General features: G+C 38.6%; 14 protein-coding genes. 8 read left to right on the top strand and 6 right to left on the bottom strand.

The genetic code is table 11. From position 1 onward, the window contains the following. The first annotated feature begins 96 nt into the window (after positions 1-96). The 6 genes from NIS_RS07710 (at position 97) to NIS_RS07685 (ending at position 6096) form a co-directional block, all read left to right on the top strand. Entirely contained in the window at positions 97-1083 is a 987-nt protein-coding gene (locus NIS_RS07710; protein WP_012082812.1) for a glycosyltransferase, read from the top strand. Beyond that, positions 1076-2779: an asparagine synthase (glutamine-hydrolyzing) gene (gene asnB / locus NIS_RS07705; protein WP_012082811.1), complete on the top strand. Its 1704-nt coding sequence runs from the start codon at positions 1076-1078 to the stop codon at positions 2777-2779. Before NIS_RS07710 ends, asnB begins: the two co-directional genes overlap by 8 nt. Beyond that, on the top strand, positions 2776-3408 hold the full coding sequence (locus NIS_RS07700; RefSeq protein ID WP_012082810.1) for an SGNH/GDSL hydrolase family protein: 633 nt from the start codon (positions 2776-2778) through the stop codon (positions 3406-3408). Before asnB ends, NIS_RS07700 begins: the two co-directional genes overlap by 4 nt. Next, positions 3405-4274 (top strand): glycosyltransferase family 9 protein, encoded by an 870-nt coding sequence (locus NIS_RS07695; RefSeq protein WP_012082809.1) that lies wholly within the window; start codon positions 3405-3407, stop codon positions 4272-4274. Before NIS_RS07700 ends, NIS_RS07695 begins: the two co-directional genes overlap by 4 nt. 139 nt (positions 4275-4413) lie before the next feature. Then, positions 4414-5433 (top strand): O-antigen ligase family protein, encoded by a 1020-nt coding sequence (locus NIS_RS07690; protein ID WP_158297282.1) that lies wholly within the window; start codon positions 4414-4416, stop codon positions 5431-5433. Between the two features lie 351 nt (positions 5434-5784). After that, positions 5785-6096, top strand: a complete 312-nt coding sequence (locus tag NIS_RS07685; protein WP_158297281.1) for a hypothetical protein — start codon at positions 5785-5787, stop codon at positions 6094-6096. 218 nt (positions 6097-6314) lie between these two features. Here NIS_RS07685 and NIS_RS07680 read toward each other — a convergent pair whose 3' ends face one another. From NIS_RS07680 to NIS_RS07655, 6 genes are all read right to left on the bottom strand, one after another. After that, positions 6315-8213 carry a ferredoxin--nitrite reductase gene (locus NIS_RS07680; RefSeq protein WP_012082806.1) on the bottom strand — a complete coding sequence of 633 codons (1899 nt, stop codon included), beginning with the start codon at positions 8211-8213 and terminating at the stop codon, positions 6315-6317. After that, on the bottom strand, positions 8210-10486 hold the full coding sequence (locus tag NIS_RS07675; RefSeq protein WP_012082805.1) for a molybdopterin oxidoreductase family protein: 2277 nt from the start codon (positions 10484-10486) through the stop codon (positions 8210-8212). Before NIS_RS07675 ends, NIS_RS07680 begins: the two co-directional genes overlap by 4 nt. 9 nt (positions 10487-10495) lie before the next feature. Continuing rightward, positions 10496-12055, bottom strand: coding sequence for a DmsC/YnfH family molybdoenzyme membrane anchor subunit (locus tag NIS_RS07670; protein ID WP_012082804.1), 1560 nt, complete (start codon positions 12053-12055; stop codon positions 10496-10498). 65 nt (positions 12056-12120) lie between these two features. Further along, positions 12121-13734: a bifunctional protein-serine/threonine kinase/phosphatase gene (locus tag NIS_RS07665; protein ID WP_012082803.1), complete on the bottom strand. Its 1614-nt coding sequence runs from the start codon at positions 13732-13734 to the stop codon at positions 12121-12123. Then, positions 13735-15012 carry an MFS transporter gene (locus tag NIS_RS07660; protein WP_012082802.1) on the bottom strand — a complete coding sequence of 426 codons (1278 nt, stop codon included), beginning with the start codon at positions 15010-15012 and terminating at the stop codon, positions 13735-13737. 81 nt (positions 15013-15093) lie between these two features. Continuing rightward, positions 15094-17601, bottom strand: a complete 2508-nt coding sequence (locus NIS_RS07655; protein ID WP_012082801.1) for an HD domain-containing protein — start codon at positions 17599-17601, stop codon at positions 15094-15096. 94 nt (positions 17602-17695) lie between these two features. Here NIS_RS07655 and NIS_RS07650 point away from each other — a divergent pair, with 94 nt between their 5' ends. Beyond that, positions 17696-18034, top strand: a complete 339-nt coding sequence (locus tag NIS_RS07650; protein ID WP_012082800.1) for a P-II family nitrogen regulator — start codon at positions 17696-17698, stop codon at positions 18032-18034. An 8-nt stretch (positions 18035-18042) separates the two neighbouring features. Beyond that, complete coding sequence (locus NIS_RS07645) at positions 18043-19260, top strand: ammonium transporter (RefSeq protein ID WP_012082799.1); 1218 nt, start codon at positions 18043-18045, stop codon at positions 19258-19260. Positions 19261-19265 lie beyond the last annotated feature (5 nt).

Raw genomic sequence — 19265 nt, 5'->3', positions numbered from 1 at the left:
GCGCCCTTTCGGGTTAAGTGCAAATTTTTTAACGCTCTTGTTTCGTTAAAATTTGCTATTGTTTCATTATATTTAGTCACTCTATAGGGAGTTTCTTTGAAGATTTTGCAGTTTATGGCAAGTCCGAAATTTGTGGGGGCAGAGCGAAGTTTTGTAGAGCTTAGCAATGAGCTGAGCAAATCCGATGATGTGGTGGCGATTGTAGTAAAGGGGTGTGAGTATAAAGAGAAGTTTTTGCCAAGTGTAAGGGTGATACAACTCAAATCAAATCCATCAAGACACAATCCTTTTCAATATCTTGAGATAGCCAACATCATAAAAAAAGAGCGACCAGATATTGTCCATACCCACTCGGCAAAAGCGACTCAAATAGTCCATAAACTCTGGAAGTTTATGAAATTTCCATTTGTTGCAACGAAGAGAAATAGTAGAAAAAGCAGGATTTTTGACCAAGTTCCTTTCGTCGTAGCAGTTTCAAAAGAGGTGGCCAGAGAAATAGACAATGAAAATTGTAAAGTTATATACAATGGCATTGATGCTACGAAATTTCAATGCAAAGCTGTACAAAAAGAAGATACATTTACAATCATCTCCATTGGAGCTTTGAGGAAAGTCAAAAATTTTGATGGATTAATCAAGTCTGTAGCAAAGTTAAACTTTAATTTTCGGTTGTGGATTGTAGGAGAAGGAGAAGAGAGAGAATATTTGCAATCGCTGATCGATACATACCATCTACAAAACAAAGTCTTTCTTTTGGGTTATAAAGAGAATATTTGTGAACTTCTTTCAAAAGCACATCTACACGTTATCAACTCCCATAGAGAGGGATTTAGCAGAGCATTGATAGAGGGTCTTTATTGTAGTGATATAGTTATTTCCACTCCAGTTGGAGGAAGTATGGAAATTTTGCCAAAAAAGCTTGTTTTTCAAGATGTCCATCAAAAGATTCAAGAAGTCAATCAAGCATACGAAAAATATAAAGATATATTTGCGAAAGTAAAAGAGGAGTATCAACCAGTTTTACAGCTTTCCAATGTTGCAAAAGAGTATAAAAAGCTGTATGAAAGTATTGTGAATGTGTAGAATCTTTGGATTTAACGGGAAAAATAGAGCAGTCTTAGATAAAATGAGTACAGTTTTAGCTCCCGGTGGACCAGATAACTACGGCTTTTTTGAATCACCCGAATTTTCTTTGGGGCACAGAAGACTCTCCATTATCGATTTAAGTAGCGAAGCAAACCAGCCTATGCGGTTTGAAAATCTAGTTATCAGTTACAATGGAGAAGTGTATAACTATAAAGAGATACAAAAAGAGCTAAGTGAGTACACCTTTACCACCTCCAGTGATACGGAAGTGATTTTGAAAGCTTTTCATAAATGGGGTGTCGAAGCGGTTCATAAATTTCACGGGATGTTTGCGATAGCACTCTATGATACAAATCAAAATAAGCTAACCCTTATTCGTGATCGTGCGGGGGTAAAGCCTTTATATTACTATTTTGATGGGAAAACCTTTATCTTTGCCAGTGAACCAAAAGCTGTCATTTTACATCCAGCATTTCAAAAACGAATCGATCCAAAAGCGGCCATTTTCTATTTTCAACTTGGATTTGTTCCCGAGCCTCATTCGATCTTTCAAAACTGTCATAAACTTCCAGCAGGCCACTATCTGGAATTTTTTGATCAAAAAGTGGTTATAAAGCAGTATTGGGACCTTCCAAAAGAAAAAATAGATATAGGTTTTGAAGAGGCAAAAGAGAAAACAAGAGAGCTTCTGCAAAAAAGCTTTGAATATAGAATGGTTAGTGATGTGGATGTTGGACTGTTTTTGAGTGGAGGGATCGATAGCTCCTTGCTGGCCAGTTTCTTATCAAAAAAGTATCCGCTAAAAACATTCACCATCGGTTTTGAGGATGAGCGGTTCAATGAAGCAAAAATTGCTAAAGCGACGGCTAGGAAACTTGGAACCCAGCATCATGAGCTCTATTTTGGTATAGATGAACTGTTAAAACTGCTTCCAACCGTTGCCGATATTTTTGATGAGCCTTTTGGTGACAGCTCTTCACTTCCCACTTTTTTGGTTGCCAAGTTGGCAAAAGAGCATGTCAAGGTGGTACTTTCTGCCGATGGAGCAGATGAGCTTTTTGGAGGGTATCCCATCAATTTTAAAAACTACAAACGATACCCTCTATATAAAAATCTTCGATTCATTCAGTTTTTACTGCGAGGCAAACGAAAATATATGGCAACAAGTGATTATCTTCGCTATAAACTGGCAACGAGATACCGTATCTTTCCAGATGAGTTAAAACAGCAGATTTTCTTTGATGAGCTGCAGTGCAGTGAATTGCTTGATTGTATGTTTTTGTTTGATTTTAAGCACTTTTTGGCAGATGATGTATTGGTAAAAGTGGATCGAGTAACAATGGCCAATTCGCTGGAAGCTAGAGAGCCCTATCTGGATCATGAACTGATAGAATTTGCCTTTTCTTTGCCAAATGAGCTTCGTTTTCATAAAAGAATACTAAGGGTATTGCTCGAAGAGGAGTTGCCCCAGCTTTCAAAACTTCCAAAACAGGGGTTTTCCGTTCCTATCAAATATTGGCTCAGATCCAAACTCAAAGAGCAGGTTTTGGATCTATTGCATCAAACCTCATTTTTGGATGATCTAGTAAATAAAGATAAAATTGTAAAACAGTTTTACAAAAGCGGAAAAAGAACCAATGCCATCTGGCTTATGTATATGTTTCGACTTTGGGAAGAGAGGTATATGAAATGATACTCGCTTTGGGCGATTGTAATGTAAAAGGCGCAGATAAATATAACGGTCTTACCTATGCAGACATTGTAGCCCGAAAGCTGAATCAGCCGCTTATCAATGCTGGTATTACGATGAGTACTGTAAGAGAAGGGAAAATTCTTTTTGATACATATAAAAATAAAAAGCCAAATATTATACTTTTTGGATATGGTCTTGTGGACAGCTGGAAAACTTTTCGCTACGCTCCATATGTTCTTTATTATCCTGATAATTTTTTGAGAAAGATTGCTAGAAAAATTGTTAAAAAATATAAAAAAATAGCTAGACAATTTGGTTTGAATAAGCTTTTTGGACAAAAATATGTGGTACCACCCGAAGAATATGAAAATACAATACGACAAATCATACAAGAGAGTCCGAAAATCATTCTAATCGAAACGCCCCCTCATCGTACAGAGCAGTTCCGTAATCCAGATATTAAAAAATATAATCAGGTTTTGAGAAAATTAGCCAATGAATATGAGCAGTGCGAATATATCGCAATTTATGATATTTTTGAAAAAAATCCAAACCTCTATTTTGATGAAATTCATTTCAATGAAAAAGGGTATCGTTTGATAGCCGAAAAGATTTTGGAAAAAATATGAAAATCGGAGTGTATCGATTTAGTGCGCTTGGGGATATTGCTGCTTCTATTCCTGTTTTACATGCATTCGAACAAAAACCGGTGATCTTGACTTCACCAATAGGATATGAGTTATTAAAAGATGAATTTGATGAAATAGTCGTTTTGAAAAGTAAAAATGTATTGGATATAGCCAAATTTATTTGGGAAATGAAACGAAGAAAGGTATCATGTTTTATCGATTTACAAAATAACGACCGAAGTAAGTTTATTCGGTTTTTTTTTCATCATATAGGAAATGAGGGTGTCTCTTTCAATCAAAGTGTAACACATATTTTTTATGATATTGCAAAGAAAGCTACTTACTTGAAATCTCTAGATACAACTTTTAAAAAGAAAGAGCCTACATATATCGTTTTAAATACTGGTTCAAGTCCAAAATGGATCTCGAAACGACTTCCTATACATAAATGGAAAGAAATTAGCCAGATTTTATATACAAGATTTGGGTTACCTTTTATCTTGACTGGAGATAGTAATGAAAAAGAGTATGTCCAAGAGGTTGCAAAGCATATTGTCGGGGCAAAAGAGGTAATTGCAGGAAAAACCTCAATTGGGGATTTAAAACGAGTGTTAAAAGAGGCCTATTTATGCATTTCAACAGATTCCGCTCCCATGCATATTGCAGCAGTTCAAAAAACACCGACTATTGGGATATTTGGAGCGACAAATTGGATCGTTTCCGCTCCCTTTGGACCATGGAGTACGGCCATTTGGGATGAAGTACAATTCCAATCACCTTCGAAAAAGAATTTGTTGGCAGTAGGAAACTATTATGAAAATATCGATATAGAGAAAGGATTGAAAAAAATTGAAAATTTTCTTTAGAATGAGTAGATTCGATGTATTAACCTATCTCTTTCCCACTATTCTTATCATGGCTTTTTTGGGAAGGGGACTGTTTAATATCGCTTTTTTCCTTTCCCTTTTTATCTTTCTTTCACTGGTCCATGCTTATGCATTAAAGATGCTCCTAAAACATCCACTTGTAAAAGGATGGTCCATATTTGTTGTATTTGTAGCAATTTCGCAAATATTTTCCGAATTTCCTTTGTATTCCTGGAAGAAATTTGGTGTATTTCTTTTTTATTCCTATACAGCTCTTTTCATAGGTCTCTTTTTATATTCTCTTTCTCCACATAGAACGCTTGCAATACGTCGTGCTTTATATATATTGGCTTTCTCACTTGTGCTCACAGAATTTATTACAATTTCCAATGTGATTTGTGGATGTGATGTATTGTATTACATTAAAAGAGGTGTAATTATTCCACAAGCTGCGAATTATCATTTAAGGGAAGTTTTTGTTGCAATAAGCTTTTTTTTGATATATGATTTTTTTTCTCGTAAAAGCAGTTTACTGATTCAGTTATTTTTTTTTGTTGTCCCTGTTTTGGGTATACTTGCTTCAACTTCTCGTACGGCGATACTCTCATTTTTAGCTGCCTTATTTGTTTATACTGGACTGAAGGTGAAAAAAATCTTTTCAAAAGAAATATTATTCACTCTATTGGTTATCACTGGTGTATCCCTAGTGGCTTATGTAACGTTTCCAGAAATTAAACAACGTATCGATAGCTTCAAAACCACTTTTTCGCCACATGGTGACAGAATGACAGGACGATATGATATTTATATGGATACCATTAAAAGAATGCAAAAAAATATTTTGACAGGATATGGTGTGAAATCATCAGTTATGTTTGCTCAAAAGAAAAAGATGTTAGGAGGTATTGCAAAGCATCCTCATAATATCTTTTTAGAGATTTTTTTAGATAGTGGCATAATAGGTTTTGTTGGTTTTCTTATATTTCTTTGGTTTATAAAAAACCTTTTCGATCTTTCTCTACCAGTGGTTTCTGCTGTTTTTATAGCTATATTTTTAACCTCTTTGGTAAGTTGGTCGATCTGGAGTGCAAATCACATTTCGATAATTCTTTTTATTCTGACGCTCCTTTATGGATATGTGAAACAAAGAAGTGTTTAGGATTCTTATCAATAGGATATTATTATAGTCAGTTTTCAAGCTTTCTTGAGTTGCTGTGAATCGCAATTTCAAACTAACTACTACTTACAAATCTTTTCAATCTAAATTAAATAAAAAGTTTATAAAATACATAACTGTTTTAATATAAAAAAACCGCAGAGAAAGGATATTTATGAGAAAATACCTTACTTCTGTCATATTACTTACTTCTGGAACCATTCTTTTTACTGGATGTTCACGAAATTTAGCGATAGTGTAATATCCAATGCATTATCATCAACTGCAGCGAGTTCTATTAATTTAAAAACGAATCCAGCTCATATTTTACAAGGTCAGGCCGTTGGAGCACAGTTGACTCTAAATCCTGCTGTTATAGGGACTACTGCAATTACTGAAGCAATGGATGCAAAAAAACAAAGGGAAAATGAAGAGGCCTTTAGAAAATTGCAAAAACTTGATGTGAATGCTTTATCCAATCAATATGCGCAACAAGCTGTATTACAATATAATAAAGAACATGGGACTAATTTTAAATCTTTGAATGAAATCAATGAGTTTCTTCAAATTGAAGAGTATAATAAAAAATATGGGACGAAGTTTACAACAATAGAGCAGGTTAAGAATGACATTCGATTAAGGCAATTAAAGAAAAAGACCAATTAACTATAGATAACATATTAAAATTGAGAGATAAAATAAGTTTTTCTGTTACATCGTAAGAGGAAATACTCTTAGATTTCCTCTTACAAGATATTAAATCTTTATTACATAGAGCATTTTTTAAGAAGACTCCAGTACCAAACCTATATACTTTAGGTTTGCATTAAGAGTTAACGTGATAGTTTCTGTAATGCACATTACTTTTTATGGAGTCCTATATTTCATAATGTAATTTCATTGACAAGTTCACTAAACACCTGATACCGCTCATTTGGATTTGGATGTACCATTTTATAAACGATATCTGCTATGGCTTCAGGAAGCTCTGGTTTTATTTTTTTTGGATGGATGGGCTTGGTTGAGCCGACCGGTTGAAAATTATATATTTCAAGATAGGCTTTTTCAGTAGTGATATTTCGATAGATTTCGTTTCCAAAATCAAAGATTTCCAATGGTTCGAACTTGCCAATCGGTTTATGATTTGCCAGGCTAAATCGATACTCCAATCCCTCTTTCTCAAGCAGAGTATTAAAAAGCATCAAAAAACCGATGGCTCCTTTTGAGAATGGTTGAAAAGCCCTTTCATAGTACTTTTCAAAGTGCTCACCAGGTTTTTTATGGTTTTTATATTCAATCATAAGCTGTTTGATCAAATTCTTTGCATAGCGAAGGGGAATCGCTTTTAGGATAGTTTGCGCTCCTTGTCTCTTAGCGAGACTGCCACCAAGTAAAATATCGACACCATATACGATTTGGCCATTCTCTTTTGCTTTTGCCCCGACAAAGCCGATATCACCCCACTCGTGTAGGCCACACCCCTTAACGCATCCACTCCAATACATGCGTATTTTAGAGTTTTGCAAGGGAACCTCTTGAGTCAAAAAATCTGCCATATCTATGGCATCCGGTTTATTGGGAATGACACCAAAGCTACACTCATTTTTCCCAGCACAGGCCACGAGGTTGTTGAAATAGGGTGAGTGGACATTTTTATATTTTTGAAAAAATGGCTTTGAAAGCGTGGATGATCGGTCGGTGATATTGGTAATATAAAGATTTTGCTCGACACTGAGTCGAATCTCTCCACCATTTTCTTGGGCTATGGTAGAGGCTTCCATCATATCAGATCCACTAAAAATTCCACCAGGAACAATTGCATGCAGAGCAAAAGAGCCATTTTTAAGCTGTACGCTTCCCTGATTGTTATCAAAATGCTCCATCTTACACAGTGTCTCTCCAGCATTCGCAAGCTCTTTTTGACTAAATTTCTCTAGAGCCTCTCGAAAAGCATCCATACCAACAGCTTCTATCAAAAAGTAGAGCCTGTTTTTGTTTCTGTTATCTCGAAAGCCATAGGTTTTGTAAAAGTTAATGAGCTTTTCATAAAAGGGAACTACCTCATCGGCTTGTAAAAAGATATCGGCACTTTTTGCAATTTTGCCGACCTTTCCACCTAAATAGACATTGTAGCCATAAATGCCATCTTTTATGGCCAATACAAAACAGGCATCATGTCCGTATGCGTTACATCGATTCGTAATGGAAGAGATGATGGAGGTATTGAACTTTCTTGGAAGCGAACCTATCCACTCCTCTTTTTTTAAAAAGAGTTCTTGCATCTGCTTTAATATAGGAAAACTTTCAAAAAAGTTGTCATAGGCTAAGCCATCCAAAGGGTCAGTAACTATGTTTCTTAGGTTGTCGATCCCTGTTTGATAGGTTGTGATACCAACGCTTTCAAGCTTTGCAAAGGTTGCCGGTACATCTTCAATGTAGATATTGCGAAGCTCTACTTGCATCCTGGTTGTAAGATCGATATAGTCATTGCCAAACTCTTTTGCCACTTCACCTAAAACTTTTGCCTGGTTTGGAGTGAGTTTTCCGCCAGGAATACGCACTCTAAGCATAAACTGTTTTGGAGTAAGCTCGTTTTTGTCAAAGAGTCCAAAATATTTTAAAAAGACTGACTTATCCTCTTTTGTAAGCGCGTCATATCCTTTTTGACTCGCTTCCAAAAGTCTCTCATAGGCCTCTTTTGGTGACATCGAGGCTTTAACTTTTTCAACCTTGTTTATTTTTTTGCTTCGTTGCTCATATATTTTTTGTAGCTCTTCTATCATCGTTGCTCCTCTTTTACAGTTACTTCTTGCTCGGTTTCTTTTCTATCAAGCTCAAGTTCTCCTGCTATTGCAACAGTAGGAGTAATGCCTTTTGGACACTTTTGTGAGTGAATCTGCACAGTGGTTTGTTTGTAGTTCGGCTCACCACTGATCGGATCAAAAAGGGACTGGGTAAGATTATTGATAAGTTGTGTGTTGTAATGAAATGGCACAAATACCGTTCCAGGAGCGACAAGCTGGGTCACTCGAACGACCAGGTTTTCAACTTTGCCTCTAGGGCTTGTGAGCCAGACTCTATCGTAGTTTTTGACTCCAAGCCTCTTCGCATCTTTTGGATTGATATCGATCCAGGCCTCTGGAGCCAAATCGTTTAATATCTTGATTTGTCCCGTTTTGGTTCGGGTATGGAAATGCTCTACGGTTCTGCCGGTATTGAGAATAAATGGAAACTCTTTGTTTGGCGCTTCTTCCAGTGGCTTAAACTCGGCGCAAATAAATCTAGCTTTCCCATCTTCATGCATAAATTTCATATCTTCACCATAAAGACGTTTGCATCCATCTGGATACTGTTCATTACAAGGCCACTGTATTCCTCCAAGGGATTCGATCTTTTCATAGCTCATACCGCTATAATCACACAGTCTGCCTCTACTTACCTTTCTTATCTCTTCAAAGGCATCTTTTGGCTCCTTCCAGTTACCAAAGAGTTTTTCACTTCTTTCAAAAAACTTGCTAAATTCCAAAACGATATCAAAATCGCTTTTACTCATAGCAGGAGGCTCAACTGCTTTATTGGCTTTGTTACAGCGTCGCTCACTGTTGGTATAGCATCCTTCCTTTTCGCCCCAAGTAGCCGCCGCAAAGACAATATCTGCAAATTGTGCGGTATCACTCATAAAAGCATCTTGCACAAGCAAGAAATCCAGTTTTTGCAAAGCTTTTCTGAATCTTTTTTGATTTGGAAAACTGACAAGTGGATTGGTACAAACAACCCATAGACCTTTAATTTCCCCTTTTTCTATCGCTTCAATAATTTCGGCATATTTGTAGCCTCGATGGTCTGGTATCCACTCTACTGGCACATCGATGAGATTTGCAAACTCTTTTCTATCTTGAACACTTTCAAACTTTCTATATCCTGGAATTGAGGAAGTAAATCCAAACTCTCTTGTTCCCATGGCGTTGCACTGACCGGTTATGCTAAAAGCTCCCGTTCCCTCTTTGCCGATATTGCCTGTCATAAGGGCAAGATTGTTGATTGCACTGACGGTATCGGTTCCCTGAGCTGATTGATTGACGCCCATTGTCCAGCAGATGAGGCTTTTGTTGTTGGCAAAAAGTTGCGCTAAGCGGTATAACATTTTTGTCCCAATGCCGGTAATATGAGCAACTTCAGCCGGTTTGTAGGATTGGATATGTTTTACAAATTCTCTCCAGCCATTGGTTCGGGATTTAATAAAGCTCTCATCGAACCATCCCTGCTCCCAGATGATGTAGGCTAGACCATTGAAAAGTGCCAGATCCGTTCTTGGTTTGATTGGCAAGTAGATATCTGCAAGCTGGCTTGTTTTGCTGCGTCTTGGATCAACGACCACAACTGTTTTATCTTTTCTGTTTTTCATCAGATGATGTACGATAATTGGGTGATTGTCTGCCAGATTTGCCCCAACGACAAAAACAACTTCTGCTTTTGCGATATCCTCATAACTGGCAACCGGTCCATCGCTTCCAAAACTTTGCTTGTATCCGCTTACCGCACTTGCCATGCAAAGCGTCGTATTTCCATCGTAGTTTCTAGTATCAAGTCCAAGTTGCACAAACTTGCCAAGAGCGTAAAACTCTTCAGTCAAAAGTTGTCCAGTTGAAATGACTGCAAAACTGTTTTTGCCATAGGTTGATTGGATTTTCTTGATACGCTTTGCAGCTTCACTGAAAGCTTCATTCCAGCCAACATTTTCGAGTCGACCCCCTTTTTTAATCTTTGGATAAAGGACTCTATTTGAAGCATAGAGCATCTGATGCTCACTCAGCCCCTTTGGGCAAAGGGTGCCGATATTGACCGGGTGAGTAGGATCTCCTTTGGTAAAGACAGCACGATTATCTTTGATGCCAATATATAGCCCACATCCAACACCACAATATCCACAGGTGGACTTTACCCAAAAATCAGGCTTTTTTGCTCTTGGCACCTTACCAAAAACTGGGTCATCTACCATCTCATTTTCATCTAGCTTTACATCAAATCCTAAAAAGTCTTTTATCTTTTCTATCATTTCCTTTCCTTATGGTCTCTGAGCACCAGCAAAAAAGTTACCCGGCATCCCTGTTTTTATTGCCGTTGTATAAAAAAGGAGTCTCCCGGCTATCTCGCTTGAAAATCCTAAAAGAACTGCCAATAAAACAAACAAAAATGCAAAGCCGATTGAACCTGCATTAAGTGCAACAATGCCAAAGAGTGGTAGTACAACTGCTGCTACTGGAAGGGATACTTTTCTAAATCTGTACAGATTTGCAAAAGTGCTCTCAAGAAGCTTTTTTGCTTTTTGGATCTGATAATTTTCTTGTTCATAAATCTTTTGAGATTCTAAAAAGAGATAGAGCTGTAAAGCTCCAAGCAAAATTGTAAAGACAAGCAATATATTTGCTACATTGATCCATTCCTCAATAACTGCAATGAGTGCTAACAGTATGGTTCCTATATAGCCTGTAGTAAAAAATGTATAGGTTGTTAAAACAGTGTTCCATGTTGGTTTGGCTGGTACTCTATAGATCATCGATTGGGCATATATGCCATAGATTCCTATACCTAGCGTCAGTGCCTCTATAAAAAGCCTCAAAAATCCATCAACACCCAAATAATACAAAAGCACAACAATACTCATACCTGCAGTGAAAGCGCCAAGGGCTGCAGCTTCTCGGCTAAGCCATGAGGTTTTGAGATTTTTCATAGCACTCAATGCTTTGAAAGGGCGTCCAAGATGCAGAGCCGAAAGAGGCAGACCTATGGCACTTAACAAAAAAACAACCAATGTCATTGTAAAACTTGGGCTTGGCAAAGCGGTGAATTTACTGGCAAGATCACCTAAAAAAATGGCTCCAAATCCAATGAGACTGATTTGGGTAAAAACTGTCATAAAGACAAGCGGCCACTCTTTGTGGGCTGGCTTGATGAGGTCTTTATCCATAGGCTCAAGCTTTTCAGGCAAATTTTTAGGAAGAGTAAATCTTGTGGTAGATCCCGTGATTCTTGCATCAATCAGCCCCGGAGCGTTTCCTTCTTTATCAATTTTTCCATCCAACCATTCATCGATATTGACAGCTTCTATCTCGATTGCGCCTTCCGGACAGGCTTGCACGCAAGCTGGTGTCTGATTTGCTTCTATTCGTTCATAGCACATATGACATTTTGTAACGATATGGCGCTCTTCGTGAAAAACAGGGACATCATAGGGGCAGTTCCATGTGCAGTATTGGCATCCGATGCAAGCTTCATCATCATGGATGACAATGCCATTTTCTATTTTTATGTAACTGTTTGTAGGGCAACCTTTCAAGCAGGCAGGATCGATGCAGTGGTTGCAGCTCATTGACAAAAACATCTGCAATACATTTGGAAACTCTCCACCTTCTGCCTCTCCGACTCTTCTCCATTTAATTTCGGCTGGATTGTTGTTTTGCTCATTGCATGCCACTTCACAGCAGTGACATCCGATACATTTGGTTGCATCAAAATGGAAGCGATACTGCTCATTTTCTTTGAGTGGCGGCAGATCAATAGAGTAGCTCCCACACTGCATGCCGGTATTTGCTTTGTAGTTGATAAAACTCTCAACTGCACTCATACGTGCTCCTGTAATGAATATTTGTTACATATATTGTAGTTAAAATTATGCAGATATATTGTTTATTATTTGAGCAACAAAAAAAGAAGGATGCAATTGAACAAAAAGGAGATAATAAATGCAGCTTTGTAAACTTTCACAGGTTCTCTCTCTATCAGTGATGCAGATGGATCAAAATAGGGTTTGACTTTTTTGGGATTTTCAAGCTCATACATCATTTCGCTGTAGTGTTTATAGCGTCTGTTTTCGTCCCGCTCAATGGCTCTTAGGATGACTGATTCTAACCACCCAGGAACTTTTTTATTGAAATATGTCACAGCTTTTGGCTTTTTGAAAGTCGGTTTTTGAAATGGCTCTATCTCACCGTATGGATAGTGTTTAGTTAGAGCTAGATAGAGTGTTACGCCTATTGCAAAAATTTCACTCGATTCACTGATCGCTTCACCCATGAAACGTTGGGGTGCCAAAAAACTTGGCGTCCCAGCTTTATTAGCTATGGAAAAGATCTCCACAAATGAACCAAAATCGACCAGTTTGAAGGTCGCTTTTTCGTTTCTTTGCTTGATGATGATATTTTCAGGCTTGATATCTCCATGAACGAGGTTGTATTTGAGAAGATACTGGGCGCTTTTTAGCAAAAATTTGCCAAGATCGATTGCTTCATCTACATGTAAAGGGCGTTTTTCGATACGTTCAGCCAGTGTGTCCCCCTCGATATATTCCATGATATAGTATCGATGGCTCCTTTTTTTGGGTATAACGGCCTTTGGAAAAAAACCGGCTTTGAGTCTCGTGGCATTCCATGCTTCCTGAATAAAAAAATCGAGATGTTCTTGATCATCAATCGCCGAAACAGGAGGGAATTTCATCACATATTTTTTCCCCTTCTTTTCAACCAGCCAGGTTCCCTCATTCAAAGGCTTTAGAAGTCTATATCCATCTATGATTTGATCTTTTTTGAGGGTTTTTGGAATAGGGAGGTTTTGCTGTTTAAGATGCATCTTTTTATCAAGCTCTTTTATTTCGATGACGACTGCACTCGCATCATCTGGTAAATTATCTTTTACTTTGTGACTTGTATATTTGACGATAGAAGTTGCACGAAATTTGGCTTTTTCATGGAGCTCTTCTTCATCCAAAATAGTAGTGACGCCGTCACTGCAGATCAAAATCTTATCTTTTGGATGAACAAAATTTTCGAAAAGATAGGGCTCCACCTCTTTTTCCATTCCAATAGCCTGCAAAAGAATATGTGAGCCCTCGCATTCTACATGATCAAAAGATAATTTTTGCAAAACCCCGTCTCGAAGCAAAAAAATAGGGCTGTCTCCAACATTGGCTCCATAGAGGCGGTTGCTTTGAATAATGACAATACTAAGCGTGGTTAAGAGTTCTGGACGCTCAAACTGGGCCAAAGACTCCTGGTATAAGATGACGTTTATGTTTTTGATGAAAGTTTGAAGAGATTTTTCAATGCTCCAACTTTTTGGTCGTTGCTTGAAATTGTTAAGCATGTAGTTGACCACTCTTTGTGCGGCATCCCTGCCTCCACGGGCGCTACCCACTCCATCGCAAAGCACGCCTACGACAATATCATCAAATCTTTTTACACCGTAAGCATCATCGCTTCGAAGCTCTTTGCCTTTGGCAAGACCAAAGGCGCTGAGTCTATAACTCATCTAGATTCTTCCTCCAGCATGTACTCCCCAAGTAGTTCTCCATCTCATTTTTACCATACTAAGTCCAATAACAGCTATAGCGGCGATTCCAGCAAAGATGAAAAAACCTACACTGTAACTGTTAAAAGCTGCTTTGCTCCATCCAAGTGTCTTCACAAGTGCAGTTCCACCAAGTCCTCCGGCACACCCGACAATTCCGGTCATTATACCCATATCTTTGCCAAATCTTTGTGGGACCAACTGAAAAACAGCACCGTTTGCCATGCCAAGACTTGCCATAATAAGAAAGAGCACTACAATGGCTACGTAGAAATTGTGCACAACGGTTGCATTCAAAAGTGCCAAAAGAGCGACTACTCCATAAAAGATATAGAGTGATTTCACGCCGCCCATCTTATCTGCAATTGCCCCACCGACAGGTCTTAGCATTGCTCCGGCGAAGATACAAAGAGCCCCGAAATAGCCTGCAATCACCTGAACATTTGGCTCACTCAAAAGCTGCAATCCAATTTGTGCCATCTCATTTTTATAGACATCCATCAAATAGACTTTCATATAGTTGGCAAACCCCACAAACCCACCAAAGCTTACTGCATAAAAGAGGCTAAACCACCATGTATCTTTGTCTTGCAAAAGTTTGATGTAGTCACTGAGCTTTTTCTTTCTAGGTGTATACACCTCAGGCGGTGCATCCTTTGCCATAATGATATAGGTAACAAGGATGATTGTGGATAAAATGCCTCCAACAAAAAAGACCGCAGGCCATCCCCAAATCTCAGCGATTTTTGGCGCAAAGATATAGTCAACCACCACACCTATATTTCCGGCCCCGGCGAGTCCCAAAACAACGCCTTGCAAACGTGGCGGATACCACTGTCCGGCCTGAGGAAGTGCCACTGCAAAGCTAGCTCCTGCAAATCCAAGACCTACAGCCACCATCAAAAGTTCTGTATAGGTGATCGATTCGCCTCGAAAAAATGTATAAAATAATGAAGCAATGACAATAAGCTGAGCGATAATAGCTGTCTTTTTGGCTCCAATGTTATCAACAAAAAATCCAAGCACAATTCTTAAAATTGCGCCACCCAAAATAGGGATAGCAAGCATCGTTGCCTTTTGGTTGGCATCCAGTATATAACCATGTTTGGCTAAAGAAGAAGCGATCTCCGTTGCAAGTGGACCTAGCATCGTCCACACCATGAAGCTAAAATCGAAATATAAAAAAGTTGCAATCAGTGTCGGAAGATGACCAGCAGTTTTGAGTTCACCCAATCTCATCTCTTCTCCTGTTCAAAAAAGATGATTACATTATAGGAGAAAAGATGCAATAAATAAACACATTATTTGTATAAAAAATAATCAATTGGTTAAAAGCTGGATAATGGCATCCTTGTTGACACAAAAATTTCCATTTTTTTCTATTAAAAAGAGGTCTCTCGCTCTATTTTTGATGGTGTGTACTTTGGCTGTCGCTATATCGATACCGTATTGATCAAATATATGGGCGATATAGGCAAGCAGTCCTTTTTGGTTTTTGACATTGAGGTGCATGGAAGCATAGCTTTTGGAGTGGTTGCAATCGATCGTGATCTCATAAGGTGCAATGTCCGGTTTTTTGAGTCGAATCTGTTTACTCATATCGAATGAAGCCTCGACAATTTTGTAAACATAAGGAACTTCTTCGTCATTCACTTTCTCCAAAAACTCGATTTTAAAATATTTCACACTGTCAAAAAGTTTGAAAACCTCCATCGAAGCGATATCAAGATAGGAGAGTTTTCCAAGGAGATATCCGAGATTCAAAGGAACCTTCCTCCAGATTTCGATGCTGAGATACTCGTCATTGTGTACCTCTACTACAAAATCTTTCACCTCTGCTGCTTTTTGGCATATTTGTAATATCTCTTCCGTTTTGTTTTTGATGAAAAAGAGATTTGATTCGATAGAGAGAATCTTTTTCTGTAGCGTTTTTGGAAGATTTTGAAAAGTGGGATTTCGTTTTAATGCGTTCTCTTTTTTGATCCGTTTGGCGCTCTCTTCCAAAATTTCCGTGTTTGAAAAACTCTCTTTTGCGATTTTATAGAGTTCATGCAGTAGATGGGCGTTGTAGGAGGTATAGATTGTTTTTCCAACCCCATTTATATCTGCGTACGTTAGAACATAGAGCATATCAAGAACGATAGGCTTTTGTAGTTTTGCGATAAAGGAGAAGACCACTTTTTCGCTATGAATATCTTCCCGAAAAGCGGTTTTACTCATAAGGGTGTGATATTTGATCAAAATGGCTCCTATGTCAGCCATCTCCTCACTGAATCCCAAGGCCAAAGCAAAGGAGCGTATCAACTTTGCTCCAACAAGGCTATGGTCGCTTCGGCGTCCTTTTCCTGCATCATGGAGAAGGACTGCAAGCTTGAGCAAAGCTTTATACTCTGTATCCAGCATTTCATAAACTTCAGCTACTTTAGCATCTTTGATGTTTTCTAACGCTTTGATGCACATGAGGGAGTGGATATCCACTGGGTAGGCATGGTATCCGTCAAATTGGGGTAAGAACATCACTTTTTTGAGAGGCGGTATGACAATTGGCAATAGATTGCTTTTGAAAAGAGCATCCAAAGTGGGGAAAAGAACAGGTTTGTAGAAAAGTTTTTTGATAAGTTTTAGGTGGTTTTTCTCAAGATTGTTCGGTACATGGATTGATTTGGCATAGTGGAGAAAACTTGGATCGAACTCTTTTATATCCAATTGTAAAAGAGTGAGCAACTCTTTTAATGAAGAGCCTGTTTTAAAAAAAGATACATAGATTACATCGTCGCAGATATATATGTCTTTGGTAATTCTTGTACTTTTCAAAACAGTGACATTATGTGGTTCAAAAAGAAATCTTCTTATAATTTTTTTGATAAAGATGCTTGTAAAAGTATCTATAGTGTGGAGGGCTTGCAATGTCCTAGATACCAGTACGCTTTGCGCTTTTTTATCATTTGAGCCAAGAAGTTTTTGGGCAACATCTGGAATGTACTGCATAAGGAGACGATCCTCTTTTTTTTTGCAGACAAGATGTAAGGCACCTCGTAGACGAAAAATCCACTCCAGCGCTACGCGGAATTCATTGTACTCTTCATCGCTGAAGACTCTACTTTGCAGCTCTTTAAGAGAACGGATACCATATACCACATTGGCGATCCAAAAGAGTAGATTCGCGTCGCGCAGGGAGCCGATACTCTCTTTGACGTTGGGCTCCATGGATATGGGATTTTTGATTCTTCGTTTTTGGGCTTCTTCAATTTTTTTGAAAACAAACTCTTTTTGGTTCGATTGACGGACCTTTTTGAGTCTGTTTTCTATATTGACCCATAGATACTTGGATCCGCATATAAATCTTGATTCGATCAACGCTGTTTTGATTGTGTCATCTTCATTGGCTACTTCACTCAGTTCACTCAGTTTATGGACCCTGTGGCCAAGTTTCAGCTTGGTATCCCAGATGATATAGAGAATTTTTTCGATAAGAGCTTGAATGTTATAGCCCTCGACCTCTTCATACACAATCATCAAGTCGATATCCGAATAGGGGGCCATCTGTTCTCTGCCGTAGCTTCCAAGAGCAACGAGTGTAACCGGAACAGAGTTACTCATAGGCAGATAAAAACCAAATGTTTTTCGCATGGCGACTTTATAGATAGAGGTGATAATGGAGTCGATATAACGCGTGTGTTTAACAAAAAAATCTTTTCCCTGTGTCTTTTCAAAAAGTTTGTCCAAAGAGGAAAAATAGTTTTTTATATATTCGCGTATTGTTTGGGAGATTTCATACTCGTTTGCATCGATATGAAGAAGTTCTTCAATTTTTTGCTTGAGCTCCATACACAGCCTTTTTTCTTTTCATCTTATCAAATTTTTAATTTTTTTGAACAAATAGGTAGGCTATAATCTAGATAAATAAAAGAAGGAGAAAAGTATGAAAAAAGTGGAAGCGATCATCAAGCCCTTCAAACTCGATGATGTCAAAGAGGGGCTCAGTGAAATCGGTATTACCGGAATGACGGTAACGGAAGTGAAAGGGTACGGAAGACAGCAAGGTCACAGTGAATTGTATCGAGGGGCCGAATATGTGGTTGACTTTTTACCAAAGGTAAAAATAGAGGTCATTGTACCTTCGGATATGGTGGAGAGTGTCGTTGAAACGATTATGCAAAATGCACGCACCGGTAAGATTGGTGATGGGAAGATTTTTGTAAGCGATATCGAAAAAGTGGTTCGTATCCGAACGGGCGAAACGGACGAAGAAGCGATTTAGGAGGAAGTATGAAAATAGTGTTAGCGGACAATGTATTTATCTTCGTCTCTACAGCATTTGTTCTTTTGATGAGTATTCCAGCCCTCGCGCTCTTTTATGGTGGGCTTACGAGAGTAAAAAGTATGCTCAATACCATGATGATGGTGATGGTTGCCTTTTGTTTGGTAAGTTTTTTATGGATAGCCTTTGGATATTCCTTGACATTTGGTGAGGGTACAGTCATAGGGGATTTGAAGTACATCTTTTTATCTGGTATCAAGTTTGATGAGCCAGCACCCGCAGCACCAAATCTTTATCACTATCTTTTTATCTTTTTTCAGATGACTTTTGCTGCTATTACTGTCGCCCTTATGGCAGGTGCGTTTGTGGAAAGACTCAAATTCAGTGCCTGGATTTTGATAAGCGTGCTATGGGCAATACTCGTCTATTTTCCGGTGGCACACTGGATATGGGGTGGTGGATGGCTTAGCGATTTAAACGTCGTCGATTTTGCAGGAGGAATCGTTGTCCATGAGACCAGCGGTCTGGCGGCTTTAATCGGGGCAATAATGCTTGGTCGAAGAAAAGAGCCGATTATGCTTCCATCATCACTTCCTCTCGTAGTGATCGGTACAGGACTTTTGTGGTTTGGATGGTTCGGATTTAACGGCGGAAGTGCCCTTGGGATGAACGCTCAGGCTATCAGTGCGGCTTTCAACTCTACGATTGCGGCGTTTATTGCCGGATTTCTCTGGATGGGATTTGAGTGGATAAAGTATAAAAAACCGACATCTTTGGGACTGTTGACCGGAATAATTGCCGGTCTTGCTACGATTACGCCGGCAAGTGGTTTTGTAGATGTCGGGGGAAGTGTGATTATTGGCATATTGGGTGCAGTGTTCTGTTTCGGGGCGGTAGTTTTTGCGAAAAACCGATTTAAATACGATGATAGCCTGGATGTTTTCGGTGTTCACGGCGTCGGTGGAATCGTCGGAGCGTTGATGATAGGTATTTTGGCAAAACCGGAAATCGGAGGAGTCAAAGGCATAGTGTATGGTGGCGATTTGAGTCAACTATGGCATCAGATCGTCGGGCTTTTAGTTGTCGGCATATACACGATCGTCTTGACTTTTATTATCTTTAAAGTTGTCTCTTTCATAACAGGACTTCGAGTGAGTCAAGAAGAAGAGATCATGGGATTGGATGAGTATATCCACGGCGAAAAAGCATATGTGAAAGAGTATTAAGGAGA

Source organism: Nitratiruptor sp. SB155-2, assembly GCF_000010325.1.
Classification (GTDB): Bacteria; Campylobacterota; Campylobacteria; order Campylobacterales; family Nitratiruptoraceae; genus Nitratiruptor.
Note: the sequence above shows the minus strand (reverse complement) of the source record. Positions and strands in the feature narration are given on the sequence as shown.